Source organism: Streptomyces sp. NPDC026538 (genome assembly GCF_055567535.1).
This window is the reverse complement of record NZ_JBVHQG010000004.1, coordinates 299,468-313,834: the sequence shown is the minus strand read 5'-3', so window position 1 is coordinate 313,834 and position 14,367 is coordinate 299,468. Positions and strand designations below refer to the sequence as shown.

The window sequence follows — 14,367 nt, the reverse complement described above, 5'->3', positions numbered from 1 at the left end:
GGGTTTAGGGGTTCCGGTGTCACTGAGCGCGGGTGAGGGCGGACCGCGCAGCGAGGTCCCGCGGCCGCATGTCGAGCGTCAGGCGATGCCTCAGACGGCGTCCGAGCCGACGTTCCACCAGAGTGTGGACCAACAGGGACAGCCCCAGCACGCAGATGACGGACAGCGTCATCGAGGTCAGTGGCCCCAGCCTGGGGAATGCCTGGATCAAGCCCTTGGCCAGGGGGATTCCGAGGCTCTGGTGGAGGAGGTAGAAGGGGTAGGTGAGCGCCCCGGCGGTGACCGGCCAACGCCATCGCAGTCCGGCGAGCGGGCCGATTCCGGCGAGGGCCAGCAGGCCGAGGCAGAGGGTGAGTACGACCGCGGAGACGGCCCAGGAGGGCCGGCCCTCGCCAGGGGGTACGGCGGCGTGGTCGGCCACCCGTAGTTCGAGCACGGTGAGCTGGTAGCACCAGGCGAGACCGAGCAGCAGCCAGAGCAGGAGGTTCTGTCCGAACCTGTGCATGAGGTAGAGCACGATCCCGGCGACGAAGAGGCCGGTGTACCGAGTCAGTGCGAATTCGTCGAGCAGGGGTGAGTGGAGTTCAAGGGTGACGACACCGGTGAGGAGCCAGGCTCCGCAGAAGGCCACCACCCGCTGGTAGGACAGGCCGAAGACGAGCAGCGCGGCCATCAGCAGGTAGAAGCGTGCCTCGACCCAGAGGGTCCAGCTGACTCCGTCGACCGGATCGAGCCCCAGCGGTCCTGGGGCCATCGTCAGGTTCCCCAGGACGGTACGGGGGTCGATGCGCGTGGCTGCGGGCCGATGGCCCAGGCGCGAGACCAGGACGAGCAGGACGACCAGGAGTACCGCGCACCAGTAGGCCGGGAAGAGCCGTGAGATTCGGGAGACGGTGAACTGTGCGGGAGTCCGTCCCCAGCAGCTCATGCAGATCACGAATCCGCTGATGAGGAAGAAGAACTCGACGCCGAGCCAGCCGTAGCGGCTGATCTCGTGCAGGAGCGGGGCGGAATCCCGGAGTTCGGCCCGGCCCCAGAAGTGCGGGGTGGGCGTGCCGAGGAAGTGGTACGCGGCCACCATCACCGCTGCCACCAGACGAAGCCCGTCCATCGCGGTCAGGCGCGACTGGTCGTTGTGAGGTTCGGGGGACGGCACGTCGGAACCGGGGCCGGGTCAGCAGACGTCGGGGAGGGGCGAGCGGCTGACGCGTATCTTGGACTGGCCGTGCGGGCGCTGCTCCCAGTCGTCCATGAACCGTGCGTGCAGGCCGTGCCGCTGTGCCAGGGCCACGAGGGTCTCGGTGCGGTAGTAGAAGTCTTCGCGCAGCACCTGGTGTTCGGCACCCTCGGTGCGGTCGAAGGTGAAGTCGAAGAACCCGGTTTCGGTCAGCACGCGGCCGACGTGGGCGAGGCACTCGTCGATGACCTCCAGCGGCGAGTGGGAGAAGACGCTGTGCGCGTGGACGACGTCGAAGTGGTCGCCGGGCAGGAAGTCCAGGGTGAGGTCGCCGGAGATGGTCAGATGCGGAAGTTTGTCCTGGAGGCGGCGCTCGACGAGGGTCTCCTTGCCGGCCATCAGGATGTCGGGCGAGATGTCGATGCCGTAGTAGTTGCCGGTGTCGAGGTGGTCGATGAAGCGCCAGCCGCCGCGCAGGTTGCCGCAGCCGATGTCCAGCATGCGGTGTTCGGGGCGCAGTCCGTGTTCGACGAGGTAGTCGAACTGCATCTGCCCGAGCGCCAGCCAGCGGTCGTGGGTCCGGCTGCCGACCGCGGCCTCCGGGTTGCGGTGGGTGTCCGAGGCCATCACGGCCCGGTAGTAGCCGACGTGGTCGGGGTGCTTGAGACGCAGCCACGCGTCCCGGCCGGCCCGGCGGAGATACGGGACGACGCGGCCGGGGTGGCGCAGAGCGTAACCGGTCTTGTGGGTGAGGGCGGCGCGGTTGTGGCGCAGTTTCTTCGGCGACTTGGCGTCGGCGGGCATGGCGAAGCGACCTCCGTACAGAGAGAAAGGGGGGAACCGGGTGAGGGGGAGGGGTGAGGGAGACGGTACGGCGACCGCGTCAGACGCGGCGGCGCAGGAGCAGCACGGTGACGACCGTGAGCAGGACGGCCAGGCCACCGAGGACCGCGGTGTCGGTCCACTGGAAGGTCCAGTAGTCACCGGCCGGGTTGGCCTCGTAGAAGCGGGCCACGTACCCGTGTGCCTTCATGCACTCCTTGAGCTGGGCACCTGACGGGAAGGGGCAGTTGAACACGGAGTCGTGCCGGCCGGAGGCCGTGATCAGGCCGTAGTCGCCGGTCGACCACTTTTCACCCATCGGCGCCTTGGGGCTGTCGCCGGCGCTGACGTAGGTGCGCGGCGGGACCAGCAGCCGGGCCCAGTGTGTCCCCTCCAGCAGGAGTGTCACCATCCCCGTCACCAGCAGGGTCAGGCCCATTGCTGCCAGGACCCGGCGGGCCAGCAGGCCCAGCAGTGTGCCGGCTGTCAGCCCGAACAGGGCGGCCGCGACGACACGGGGGCCCGAGCCGCTCAGGACCGTGTTGTCGTACCAGAACAGGCCGTAGCTGCGGTCGGCGGCCGGTCGCCACCACCATGCGAACACTCCCGCGAGCAGGCCGGAGAGGACGGTGGTGGTCGACGCGGCCAGGGCGAACCGGGAGGCGAACCACTGACCGCGGCTCAGACCCTGAGCGAGGACCAGGCGGTGTGTGCCCAGTTCCCGGTCGCGGCCGAGCAACGGGGCGCCCCAGAAGACGCCGATGACGACGGGCAGGACGATGTTCAGCGCCCCGAGGTACTTCAGCGGCTCGACGTCCAGCAGGAGTGGCAGGCCGGTGTCGGACCGCGCGCAGTACAGCGGCCCGGTGGCGCAGTGGTCGAACAGTCCGCTGCGCAGGGCGTCCAGCATGCCGGAGCGGTAGTACGCGGCGATCGCCGCGGTGAGGACCAGGGTGGCCGCGCCGATGGCGGCCGGTACGCGCTGCTGGCGCCAGGCGAGCCAGAGGGAGCCTTTCACGCCGCCGCCTCCGTCCGCCCGTCCGCGGCGCGAAGCCCCGGTTCCTTCCCGGCCTGGAGATAGCCGATCAAGATGTCCTCCAGCCTGGGCCGTGCCACATGCCAATCACCGCGCAGTGGTCCGCGTTGCCGTATCAGGGCGGTCAGCTGTCTGCCGGCGGTACGGCGCTGTACGACGGTGTGCTGTCCTGCCAGGGTGTCGGCCCGGTCGGCTGGTCCGGTCAGTACGGCGTGACTCTCGCGCAGTGCCTCGGCGTCCTCGCTCAGCTCGGCGCGGCCGTCGCGCAGTACCAGGACCCAGTCGCAGGTCTCCTCCAGTTCGGGCAGGACGTGCGAGGACAGCACGATGCTCGTGCCGCGCTCGGCGGCCTCGGCCATGAGCTCTGCCATGATCTCGCCTCGTGCCACCGGGTCGAGGTCGGCCAACGGCTCGTCGAGCAGCAGGAGTTCGGGCCGCTTGCCCAGGGCCAGGGCGAGCGCGACGCGGGTGCGCCGGCCGGGGGACAGTTCGCCGACGCGGGCGTGGAGCGGGATGCCGCCCCCGTGGACGATCCGCTCTGCGGCCGTACGGTCCCACGAGGAGTTCAGCTTCTCGCCCATCAGCAGGGTGTCCGCCACGGTGAAACGGGGGTAGAGCGGCTTGTCCTGGGTGAGCAGGGCGACCCGGGCGCGAGCCTCGGCCGTACCGGGCTCGGCACCCAGCACCCGCAGTTCCCCGGAGCCGGCTCGCAGAAGGCCGCCGGCCAGGTGCAGCAGGGTGCTCTTGCCGGCGCCGTTGCGTCCGACGAGGGCGGCGATACGACCGCCGGGCACGGTGAACTTGCAGTCCCGCAAGGCCCAGGCGCCCCGCTTCCGGTACCGGAATCCGAGTCCCGTGGCGCGCAGTGCGGCCGGCGCGTCAGGCCCGGTCATACGTCCTCCTTCTTCCGTTCCCGGTCGCCCGGGGTGGGGCTGTCGTGTTCGTTGTCGTAGGCGTCCAGAACCGCTGTGACCATGGCGAGGACGTCGGCCCGTTCCAGGCCTTCGTCCCGGGCGCGCGCCACCCAGTCGGTCGCCTCCCGGCGCAGCGGCGAGTCGTCCTCCGCGCCGGGCCGGGCGAGTGATCGCGTCACGAAGGTCCCGAGACCGCGGCGCAGTTCGACCAGGCCGGCCTGCTCCATGTCGCGGTAGGCGCGCAGCACGGTGTTGGGGTTGATGGCGGTCGCCGCCACCACCTCCTTGGCCGTGGGCAGCTTGTCCCCGACCTTGAGGAAGCCCATCCGGAGCGCTCGTTCCGTCTGGTCGACGATCTGCACATAGGCCGGCACGCCGCTGCCACGGTCGATCCGGTAGTCGATCACGTCGTCTTCCTCGGTTCCACCACGCTTGTACTAATGAATTAATGGAAGCATGGTGGATGTCCGGTGGCGCTGTCAAACGTCTGTGAGCGCGCAACCACGAACGGGGCACCGCTGCTGTCGAGGGGCACCGGACAGTGTCCCGCCCCGGCTCAGCCGAAGCAGGACGCTTGCATACGCGCAGCAAACTGTGTCACACCGTCTGGCCCTGTCTTGTCTAAGAGGTGTCGAACAACAAATAGAGGGTCTGATGCGTGAAATTCTGATTGTCGGTGGCGGCTACGCAGGCTTCTACGCCGCATGGGGCCTCGAGAAGAGGCTCAGCACGGCGGAGGCGCGGGTCACGGTTGTCGACCCCCGCCCGTACATGACATACCAACCGTTCCTGCCGGAGGTCACGGCCGGATCGGTCGAGGCTCGGCACGCCGCCGTGTCGCTGCGACGGCACCTGCGCCGCGCCCGGCTGATCGCAGGGACCGTGACCGCGATCCGCCATGCCGACCGGACGGTCACGGTACGGCCTGCCAAGGGAGCCGACTACGAACTGCGTTACGACACCCTCGTGGTCACCGCCGGCGCCGTGACCCGCACCTTCCCCATCCCGGGGCTTGCCCAGCACGCGATCGGTCTGAAGCACGTCGAAGAGGCGGTGGCCATCCGCGACCGGCTGATGACCGCGTTCGACCAGGCGGCGTCCTTGCCTCCCGGCGCGGAGCGGCGGAGGCTGCTGACCGTGACGTTCGTGGGTGGCGGGTTCTCCGGGGTCGAGGGCTTCGGGGAACTGCTGTCGCTCGCGACGGCGATGCTGAAGTCGTATCCGGAGCTGAGCAGCGACGAGCTGTCCTTCCACCTGGTCGAGGCCCGGGGCCGCATCCTGCCCGAGGTGGGGGACAAGCCGGGCGCCTGGGTGGTGCGCTCTCTGGAACGCCGTGGCGCGCACGTTCACCTCAACACACAGATCCGCTCCCTCGCCGACGGCCATGTAGTGCTTTCCGACGGGGCGGAGTTCGATTCCGCGTTGGTCGTATGGACTGCCGGCAATGCCTCCAACCCGGTCGTGCACAACCACTCGGATCTCCCGATCGACGAACGAGGTCTGCTCGTGGTCCGTCCCGATCTACGCGTGGGCACCGGCAGCGAACTCGTTGCGGATGCGTGGGCGGCCGGGGACGACGCGGCCGTTCCCGACCTGGCTTCAACGGTGCCCGGGGCTCACACGGTGCCGAACGCCCAGCACGCCGTGCGGCAGGGCAGACGCCTCGCGAAGAACATCGTGGCCGACCTGCGCGGGGGACGCATCAAGAACTACCGCCACAACAGTTTGGGGGTGGTGGCCACGCTGGGGCTGGGACGGGGCATCTTCCAGTACAAGAGGATCGTCATCAAGGGGCTTCCAGCCTGGCTGATGCACCGGGGCTATCACGTCCTGGCCGTGCCCTCATGGGAACGCAAGATCCGTGTCCTCACGGTCTGGCTCACGGCTGCGGTCTTCGGCCGGGACCTCGTCTCCCTCGCCTCCGTGCAGCATCCACGGGACGCGTTCGTCACGAGCGGTGATCCGCAGCGCCCTGGCGAGAGCCCGACGAGTGGCCGCACGGCCGCATGAACACATGGGAGAGGCGGAGACACTGCCGGCCCCCGCCAAGAAGATGTGAGGGAGCGTCGGGATCAGCGGAGAACGGCCGTTCGACGGGGCCACGGCGCTCCTCGCCTTCGTCCACCTATCAAGCGCCGCGGGCGTTTCCGCCTTCCCGCACCCGGGCTCACCGCCTTTCCTGTGGAGCACACCATGAACACGAGCAAGGAGGCCGCGCGCGGCCTGACCGACATCGAGACCTTCCTGTACCGGCATGCTCATCTGGACGCGGCACGACAGCGCGTGGCGGTTTTCACCACGCGGGTGGCGGGGCTGAACCCGGAGCAGAAGGCGGATATCGAGAGCTGGTACCTCAAGGAACAGAGGTACGTCGCACGCATGGTCACGGAACACATCGCTGCAAGCATCAGCGAGGTGCAGCAGCAGCACCGTGTCCGCTTCACACGATGGCTACGAGGAACGCTCACCGCGATGATCCTGGTCACCGCGGCCATGGCCCTGTGCTCCGCTGTGCTCCTGGGATCGTTGAGCTGAACTGCCGGGCGCCGCTCAGCTCACGCACGGCGCTCGTGTGGGGAGACGAACAAGGTGACCACCGCCGTGCGCTCGCTTCGTCGTCGATGAGTGGCCTTGGCGAACTCGGCGGACCTGACCTCCTCGTCCGTCTCCCTCACGGCGTTCGACGACGTCGTGGACACACCGTCGTGGTCTAGCCACGATGGGCGCGGTAGAGACCTCGCCCGGTCCGTTGGATACGAGAGGCGCCGACAAGGCGATCGAGTGTGCTGCGAACCCCGTTGATGGTTGCGCTGTCGGAGTCACGGCCCAGAGCGGCGGCCACGTCACGGGCCCGTACATCCACGTCGCCGGCTGCGGCGAAGTACTCCATGATCTGCTCGGTGAGCTGACCGTATTTCTTCTGCCCGTCCGGGTCGTCCCCAGCCGGAGCAGGACGGTCAGCGTCCTCGCTCCTGCTCGGCGGCTTCTGCACCCGAGGCACGGGTGTCGTCGCGATGTCCGCGGACTTGGCGGACTCGGTGGAGGCAGACTGGGCCGGCGGGACGACGGGCTTCGCGACCTGGGTCTGCTCCGTGGCGGCCGGGGCACGCATCAAGGACTCGAAGGCGCTGAGAGCCCGCTGCACCGAGCCGAGATGTGCCACGACCGCGGCAAGTTCCCTTTCCAGCGCCTGCTTCTGGATCTGCAGGCGGGCCAAATCCTCTTGGAGGCCTTCGGCGGTGACCGCGATGTCGTGCGTCGAGTGCGTTACGGAGCCCATGTGTTCCTCACAGTCTGTACCCGTCCGGCCACGTCTCGACTCGGCCGTGTGCCGCCCGGCCCGAACGCGGAAATGGGTACCCCGACAACATGATATGCACCGTTCTACAGGGGCACCGTGACGTCTGACCAGGCTGCATCGTGCTCTGTGGAAGATCCGCCATGATTGCAGGCGTGCGATGCCGCGTTCGACGGGGTGCGCATGGCGAGCGTCGACGGCGGTGATGGTGCGTGTGGGTGCTTGAGGGTCCGCCGGTCGGTGGCCGAGTCGAATCACTAGATCATGCGATGTGCCTCAGGTGAGACCTGGGCCATTCTGGCTGGTCAGGCCTGTCCGGACGTGGTGTCCATCGCACGGTCGTCGCCTGTGTAAAGAGCGTTCCGGCGCGACTGTCGCTCAGGGTGTGTTGGGCTCCGTGTCACATCTTTCGATCCCCGCCGGTCAATGGTTCGACAGGTCGAGCCGATGAGGGAGGCGGGCGGTCTTAGGCGTCCATGAGGCGGTCATGAGCCGGGGGCGGTGCCCGGAGCATCAGTCAGCCGGGGCACGCCCAGGCCGGCCGGCTGGTCGTTGCGGGAGCAAGAAGCGCTTCGGCGCCATGGTCAATTGCCGGCTGTGCCGGAGGCCATTGTTCGGCAGAGGCCGGCCGCATGCCGACACCCTGAGGCAGGTTCTGCCGCTCGGTCGGCCGAATCACTCGATTGTGTGATGCGTCCAAGTGGTGCTACGACCCAGTCTGGCCTGGTTGGCGAAGATTGTATTCATTCCCTGAAGAGAAGTGCAGCTGTTGCTCGGAGTCCTGATGTGAGCCAAGGGGCGGGCGGCGAGACCGCGATGTCTCTGCCTGACCGCCCCTGTTCCGACTACAGCCTGCGGCATTCCCATGTGCCGGTTCGGCCGGAGGAACGGGGCTGATTCGGATCTCTGGTTCAGCTGCGATTGGACCAGTCGTGACTTTTGGTGTCCACATTTCCCGCACCACCCGAACAAGCCGCGCGGAGCCTCCCGCACGGCGCGACGCCGGCCGTGAGCAACGCGTCGCAGGACGGCTCGTCGAAGTCACCTGCCGCCGCGCGGTGGCGATGTGATCCCGCCACGCGACAGCCGTATCCGGAGGAACGAGGACCACATGATCATGTATCTCGAGTCGTCCCCTGTGACGAGTGACCTTGACGAGGCTGTTTCTGACTTCGTGCAGCACCGCGCGCGCCTCTTCGGGATCGCCTACCGTGTGCTCGGCAGTGTGGTCGAGGCCGAGGACGTGGTCCAGGAGGTGTGGCTGCGCTGGCAGAAGACCGACCGCTCCGTGGTGGTGAGCCCGGTGGCCTTCCTGTCGAGCGCGACGGCCCGCTTGGCCATCAACGTGGCGCAGTCGGCGAGGGTGCGTCGGGAGACCTACATCGGGCCGTGGTTGCCTGAGCCCGTCGACACCAGTGTGGATCCGGAGGTGGGCGCGGAGCGGGCGGAGGCTCTGGAGTTGGCCCTGTTGCTGGTGCTGGAGAAGCTGAGTCCCACGGAGCGGGCCGCGTACGTCCTGCGTGAGGCGTTCGACTACTCCTATCCGGAGATTGCCGAGATCCTGCAGCTCAGCGTCGTCAACGTCCGCCAGATCGTGAGTCGTTCGCGCAAGCGTCTGTCGGGCGAGCCGCGGGTGAGTGTGGACACGGTGGAGCATCGACGCCTGCTGGATGCCTTCGTCTCAGCGGCTCGCAGCGGGGATGTGGCTTCGTTGGAAGCCGTCCTCGCCCCTGACATCGTCAGCCTCTCCGACGGCAACGGTCTCCGAGGTGCCGCCCGTGTACCTGTGGTGGGCCGTGCGCGTGTGGCCAACCTGGCGACCGCCACTCCGCGGTTCTGGCGGGACACGGACCTACGGCTGGTCCAGGCCAATGGCCGTCCGAGCGTGATGATGTACCGCGACGGTTCCCCCACCACGATCCTGACGGTCGCTGCATCGAGGGACGGCATTCACAGGGTGATGTGGGTGTTCAACCCGAGCAAGATCGCCGCATTTCTGGGCTCCCGCGCCCGCTGCGCAACTGTTCCCGGTCCTGCGTCGGCCGATGGGTGAGCCACGTTCCCCGGATTCCTCAACCGGGCTCCGGCCGTTCGGAATTCACCGCCGTCGCCCTGACCGGAGGCCGGGTCCGGCGCACCAGGGAGGCGTTCCGATCACGCCAGGTTGACGGGGTACGGATCGGCTGCTGCACACGTCTGTAGGACTCCGCTCTACCCGGTGGTGGCGAGCCCGATGAGCAGCAAGGCGATGTCGTCCGTCATGGGTGCGGTTCGCCGTGCGTGGTCGATCAGGGCCGTGGCGAGCCGGTCCATCGGCTGGAAACGGGCCTGGGCGAGCTGGGCGGCGAGCCCGGACATGGCGTCGTCCAGGTCGACTCCGGGAGTTTCGACGAGTCCGTCGGTGTACAGGGCGACGATGGTGCCGGGCATCAGCGAGATCTCGGTGGAGGGATAGTCCGTGTCTGGGACGGACTGGTGCTGGGGGTGTGCCTCATCAGCGTCGACGTCACCGAAAGCCGGCGGGCGCGCGATCGGCTGGCCATACTCAGCGAGGGCAGCACCCGCCTCGGCAGCAGCCTGGACGTGATGCAGACCAGCCAGGACCTGGCCGATCTGGCCGTGCCTCTGCTCGCCGACTACGTCGCCGTCGACCTCGAACAGTCGGTCCCCGGCGGAGAAGGGCCCCCGGTCGACGTCGGGTTCACGGGCGAGCGCCTCCCTGTTTTCAGGCGCGCCGGCCTGGCCTCGGTTCGGCATGGGGTACCGGAGTCCCCATGGGTGCACGGTGAGGTGGTGCCCTGGCCGCCCGCCTCGCCCTTCACCGATGTCCTGAGCTCCGGCAGGCCCCACCTCGAGCCGGTACTGGACACCGCTCCGGGTACCTGCTTCCGCACCGTCTGAAGGGCGGCGCGGCGGTCGAGACGGCGTCTCGTTACCTCCCCGCCGACATGGATCACGGTGTCGGGGGTGACTGGTTCGATGTGATCTCAGCGCACGCACCCATGACGAGAACGGCCGCGGCCTCTTCCTGGTCGCCCAGCTGTCCCGCAGATGGGGCTTCCGCTCCGTATCGGGTGGCAAGGTGGTCTGGGCCGAAGAAGATCTGGCCCCCGCATCAGCACCCGCTCCGGTTCCCGGGGTGCCACCCAGGCCCGAGGAGCGACCCGTACTCGCCTCCGCGTCGCCCGCAGGCCCCGGCGTCGGCCCAGGAGGCGGTCCCGTGCCCAGGTAGCGCGCCGGCCGGTGTCCACCCGCGTTCCAGGAGCGACGAGCGGCGGATCGCCTTCCGTGCGATTTCCGTGCGATGTGTGCTCTCCATGCCGCGGGCTCCTGGTTTGTGAGGGCCGCGGACAGGAGGCAAGGTGGTCTTGGAACTCTGTGCGTGAGGCCGCAGGCGCACGGCCCGCCGCAGATGCGGCACATCGGCCCACGCGCGGTGCCGGACCATCCGTTTTGGGCAGGCCCACGGAGGTGCAGCAGTGTCGGCACAGGACTCGGCGAACGAGACCGCAGAACAGGACAGCGAGTCGACGTTCGGCCCCAGAATGCTCGCGGACGTCAAGCCGCCCTTCGTTCCCGAGGGTGCTTCGGGAATGACTGTCCTCGTCGACTGGGCTCCCGGTCACCCTGGGACTCCTCCGCACCGCCACTCGGGGCCGTGTTTCGGCTACGTTCTGGAAGGAGCGGTCCGGTGGGAGCTCGAGGGTGAGCCGGAACGCGTGATCAAGGCCGGTGAGACGTTCTGGGAGCCGGGCGGGGACGTGATCCACTATCAGAACGGCAACGCCTCGTCGGACGCGCCGGCCAAGTACATCGTGTTCATGATGTGCGCGCCGGGTCAGCCGATGCTCACCCTCGTCGAGGAGCAGGAGTTGACGCGGCGGGCCCATCTGCGCGCCCCGCGCCCCACCGGCTGACCTGCCGGCTCACGCCGGCCGGTTCCGGACGGAGCCCGTCGACTCCGTGACCCGGGTTCGTTCCCCGCACCTTGCGGCCGTCGATCGGTGGCCGGCGAGCAACCCGCAGTAACCCAGGTGCAGGCGCCGATCACACAGGGGGACCGACGTTGAGGGCATATATGGCCTGATGCATGCTTGCCCCATGCGCAGCACAGACCCCACGGGCGACCTGGGCCCCGGGCGCGGCAACCAGGCTGGGACCGGGCTGAGCCTGAGGGGACGGGACCGTGAGATCGCGGCTGTCCGCGAAGCTCTGGTGGCAGTGCGTGGCGGACGGGGCGCCTGCGTCGTCGTGGAAGGCGTGCCCGGCGTCGGCAAGAGCCGGCTGCTCGCGGAGCTGGACGAGCGGGCGCGGCGCTGCGGGTTCGATGTGGTCTCCGTACGGGCCGACGAGTTCGAGCAGTACGCCGCGGGAGCCGCCCTGCAGTCCGCCCTGCAGGCCTCCGACGGTTCCGCCCGCGCCGCCGCAGCCGTGAACGACCAGCGGCTCTGGCTGCTGGACAGCATCGCGGACGCTCTGGAGGAGCGGGCTCAGCGCGCGCCGGTCCTCGTGCTCGTTGACGATACGCAATGGGCAGATCCGGCCACGCTCTTCGCGCTGCGCACGCTGCCCGGGCGACTGGCCGCCTCGCGGATCCTGTGGGTGCTGGCGGTACGGTCGGAGACCGAGCGGCCGACCGTGGCCAGGGTACGGGAGGACCTCGAACGCCTCGGAGCCCGATGGCTGACCCTTGGCCCTCTGCCACAGCAGGAACTGGAGAACATCGCGGCCGACGCGCTGGGGGCGAAGCCCTCGCCCGGTCTGGCCAGGATGCTGCGAGGCGTCGCGGGCAATCCGTTCCTGGCGATCGAACTGGTGCGCTCTTTTCCTGACACGGATGCCGTCGAAGCAGAGGCGGGCGCGGCCGGCCGCCTGTACCGCGACATCCCCGTGGGCTTCCGGCAGAGTGTCGCGGCACGTCTGGAGCAGCTCCCGGAGGACGCCGTACGCCTGCTCCAGATCGGCTCCGTCCTCGGCCGCGAATTCGACTTCGGCACGGCCGCCCGCATGCTCGGCAGGCAGCCCGGCAGCTTGCTGGCAGGCGTGGAGGCCGCCCTGAACGGCGGACTGCTCTCGGCGGACGGTCCGCGACTCGCCTTCCGCCACGACCTCCTGAGGCAGGCCGTCCACGAGAACCTGCCGCCGGCCGTACGGACCGCTCTGCACCGGGAGACCGCCGAGAGTCTGCGCGCCACCGGGGGAGGGTCGGCGGAGGTGGCCTGGCATGTCGTCATGGCGGGCGGCCCGGTCGACGACGACGCCGTGACCAGGCTGCACACCGCCGTACGGGATCTGTCGTCGACGGCACCCGACGCGGCCGCGGACCTCGCTCAGCGGGTCGCCGGCCTGCTGCCCCGGCGCGACCGGCGTCGTGTCGGTCTGCTGACCGACGCCGCCGAGTACCTCGGCCGGACCCGCAGGGTCCACGAGGCGCTCGACCTGGTCGACGCCGCCCTGTCGGACGGTCTGGAGCCGCCGCAGGAGGCGAACCTGCGCCTGGTGGCCGCCGAAATACACCAGGCCGCGGGCGATGACGCCGCCGCCATGACCCACCTGCAGCAGGCTCTGGACCTCCCCGCGCTGCCGTCCGGCCTGCGTGTCCTGCTGCTCAAGACGCAGGCGACGGGCCACGTGTACCTCGGAAACATCACCGCTGCCGAGCAGACGGACACCGGCCTGGTCGCGGCTTCCTACCGGAGCCACGATCCGGCCGTCGTCGTCAGCGTCATGGTGTTCCAGTCGCAGACGTTCTTCTACCGTGGGTGCTTGGCCCGAGCTCTGGAGCTTGCCGAGGCAGCCACCGCACGCGCCTGCACCGAGCCCACTGTGCCCTACCTGCGGCCCCCGAGAATTCCGGCGCTGTGGCTGGCCACGGTACTGACCACCACCGACCGGCTCGCGGACACCGAGAGGGTTCTGCGTGAGGGACAGCACGAAGCGGAGGCGCTGGGCCTCGGCTGGTCACTGCCCCACTGGCACGCTCGCCGTGCCTGCGCCCTGCTCGAACAGGGCGCGCTTGACGACGCGGCCGTGGAGGCCGAGGCCAGTCTGGCGGTGGCGGACGAACTCGAGATCACCCAGCCGAATCCGCAGGCCCGCTCCGTGCTGGCACTGGTGGAGATCAGGCGCGGTGACCTTGCCAAGGCGAGGAGCCATCTCCGGGCCGCCGAAGCCGGCTCCGGCACGAACGCGCAGCGGTACGGACTGTGGGTGTCTCTCGCCCGCGCCTGCCTGGCGGACGCGGAGGGCCGGGACGAGGCAGCGGCAACGGCACTCACGGGCAGCTTCGAAGACAGTGAGCCGACGCGGCTGCTCGCCCTTCCGCCGTCCCACTGGCCCGGAATCGTGCGTATCGCGCTGCGCGGCGCGCAGCCGTCGGTCGCGCAGGCGGTGTCCGGCGCACTGCGCACCCTGACCGACCGGGACGACAGCCAGAAGATCATCGTGGCCGTCCGCGCCCATGTGGACGGCCTGCTCCACAGCGACCCCGGTGCACTCACGTCCGCCATCACCGGGTACCGGAGCACCGGCAGGCGACTGGCTCTGGCCGCGGCATGCGAGGACCTCGGCGAGCTCCTGGCCACATCAGTCGATACGGCGCAGGCGATCCCGTACTTCGAAGAAGCGGGTCAGCTGGCGTCGGCCTCGGGAGCGGTGCGCGATCACGAACGGATCAGGCGGCGTCTGCGGCAGCTCGGCGTGCGCGCGGGCGCCCCGCGGCAGGACACGATCAGCTCCCAGGGGTGGGCGAGTCTGACCGAATCCGAGCGGAAACTTATCCCGCTCGTCGTGGACGGCCTGACCAACCGGGCGATCGCCGACCGACTTTACGTGTCCGTGCACACCGTCAACACCCATATGAGGCACATCTTCACCAAGCTCGGCATCAACACCCGCGTCGAACTGACCCGGCTGGCCGTCGAACGGGGCGATATCGCCGACGGAGCCGAGTGAGCGGTTCCCAGACCTGGGAACGCCTGCAACGCCGAAGGCCAGGCCGATGAGGATGCGCGTACGACGAGCACCGCCGACTCCGGGGCCTTCGCGATCCTGCTCCGCGTCCGCGAACCGGACCCGCGGCCGGCGCATCCCGGCGAACGCCGGGCCCCAGCTCTGCGAA

The 14,367-nt window shown here is 69.2% G+C and carries 14 protein-coding genes; 6 read left to right on the top strand and 8 right to left on the bottom strand.

The genetic code is table 11. From position 1 onward, the window contains the following. Positions 1–19 precede the first annotated feature (19 nt). The 5 genes from ACZ4N4_RS18490 to ACZ4N4_RS18470 form a co-directional block, all read right to left on the bottom strand. The gene (locus tag ACZ4N4_RS18490) at positions 20–1,111 is read right to left on the bottom strand and encodes an acyltransferase family protein (RefSeq protein WP_467589799.1); all 1,092 of its coding nucleotides are present in this window, start codon (positions 1,109–1,111) and stop codon (positions 20–22) included. Between the two features lie 63 nt (positions 1,112–1,174). Beyond that, positions 1,175–1,981, bottom strand: a complete 807-nt coding sequence (locus ACZ4N4_RS18485; protein ID WP_467589796.1) for a class I SAM-dependent methyltransferase — start codon at positions 1,979–1,981, stop codon at positions 1,175–1,177. A 79-nt stretch (positions 1,982–2,060) separates the two neighbouring features. Further along, on the bottom strand, positions 2,061–3,017 hold the full coding sequence (locus ACZ4N4_RS18480; RefSeq protein WP_467589793.1) for a transporter: 957 nt from the start codon (positions 3,015–3,017) through the stop codon (positions 2,061–2,063). After that, positions 3,014–3,928, bottom strand: coding sequence for an ATP-binding cassette domain-containing protein (locus ACZ4N4_RS18475; RefSeq protein WP_467589790.1), 915 nt, complete (start codon positions 3,926–3,928; stop codon positions 3,014–3,016). Before ACZ4N4_RS18475 ends, ACZ4N4_RS18480 begins: the two co-directional genes overlap by 4 nt. Then, positions 3,925–4,356, bottom strand: a complete 432-nt coding sequence (locus tag ACZ4N4_RS18470; RefSeq protein WP_467589787.1) for a GntR family transcriptional regulator — start codon at positions 4,354–4,356, stop codon at positions 3,925–3,927. Before ACZ4N4_RS18470 ends, ACZ4N4_RS18475 begins: the two co-directional genes overlap by 4 nt. Positions 4,357–4,603: 247 nt before the next feature. Here ACZ4N4_RS18470 and ACZ4N4_RS18465 point away from each other — a divergent pair, with 247 nt between their 5' ends. Next, positions 4,604–5,959 (top strand): NAD(P)/FAD-dependent oxidoreductase, encoded by a 1,356-nt coding sequence (locus tag ACZ4N4_RS18465; protein ID WP_467589785.1) that lies wholly within the window; start codon positions 4,604–4,606, stop codon positions 5,957–5,959. Positions 5,960–6,142: 183 nt separating this feature from the next. Beyond that, on the top strand, positions 6,143–6,484 hold the full coding sequence (locus tag ACZ4N4_RS18460) for a hypothetical protein (RefSeq protein WP_467589782.1): 342 nt from the start codon (positions 6,143–6,145) through the stop codon (positions 6,482–6,484). A gap of 20 nt (positions 6,485–6,504) precedes the next feature. On the opposite strand, the gene ACZ4N4_RS18455 is transcribed toward ACZ4N4_RS18460, so the two are convergent. Both ACZ4N4_RS18455 and ACZ4N4_RS18450 read right to left on the bottom strand, forming a co-directional pair. Beyond that, positions 6,505–6,648 (bottom strand): hypothetical protein, encoded by a 144-nt coding sequence (locus ACZ4N4_RS18455; protein ID WP_467589779.1) that lies wholly within the window; start codon positions 6,646–6,648, stop codon positions 6,505–6,507. Positions 6,649–6,659: 11 nt separating this feature from the next. After that, the gene (locus ACZ4N4_RS18450) at positions 6,660–7,229 is read right to left on the bottom strand and encodes a hypothetical protein (RefSeq protein WP_467589776.1); all 570 of its coding nucleotides are present in this window, start codon (positions 7,227–7,229) and stop codon (positions 6,660–6,662) included. Positions 7,230–8,364: 1,135 nt separating this feature from the next. Here ACZ4N4_RS18450 and ACZ4N4_RS18445 point away from each other — a divergent pair. Continuing rightward, positions 8,365–9,300, top strand: a complete 936-nt coding sequence (locus ACZ4N4_RS18445; RefSeq protein WP_467590636.1) for an RNA polymerase sigma-70 factor — start codon at positions 8,365–8,367, stop codon at positions 9,298–9,300. A 158-nt stretch (positions 9,301–9,458) separates the two neighbouring features. On the opposite strand, the gene ACZ4N4_RS18440 is transcribed toward ACZ4N4_RS18445, so the two are convergent. After that, on the bottom strand, positions 9,459–9,677 hold the full coding sequence (locus ACZ4N4_RS18440; RefSeq protein WP_467589773.1) for a SpoIIE family protein phosphatase: 219 nt from the start codon (positions 9,675–9,677) through the stop codon (positions 9,459–9,461). 54 nt (positions 9,678–9,731) lie between these two features. Between ACZ4N4_RS18440 and ACZ4N4_RS18435 the strand changes: the two genes are divergently transcribed. The 3 genes from ACZ4N4_RS18435 (at position 9,732) to ACZ4N4_RS18425 (ending at position 14,201) form a co-directional block, all read left to right on the top strand. Then, complete coding sequence (locus ACZ4N4_RS18435) at positions 9,732–10,148, top strand: hypothetical protein (protein ID WP_467589770.1); 417 nt, start codon at positions 9,732–9,734, stop codon at positions 10,146–10,148. A gap of 644 nt (positions 10,149–10,792) precedes the next feature. Next, a complete protein-coding gene (locus ACZ4N4_RS18430) occupies positions 10,793–11,164 on the top strand; it encodes a cupin domain-containing protein (RefSeq protein WP_467590634.1) in 372 nt (123 codons plus the stop codon). Positions 11,165–11,348: 184 nt separating this feature from the next. Beyond that, entirely contained in the window at positions 11,349–14,201 is a 2,853-nt protein-coding gene (locus ACZ4N4_RS18425; protein ID WP_467589768.1) for a helix-turn-helix transcriptional regulator, read from the top strand. The last annotated feature ends 166 nt before the right edge of the window (positions 14,202–14,367 follow it).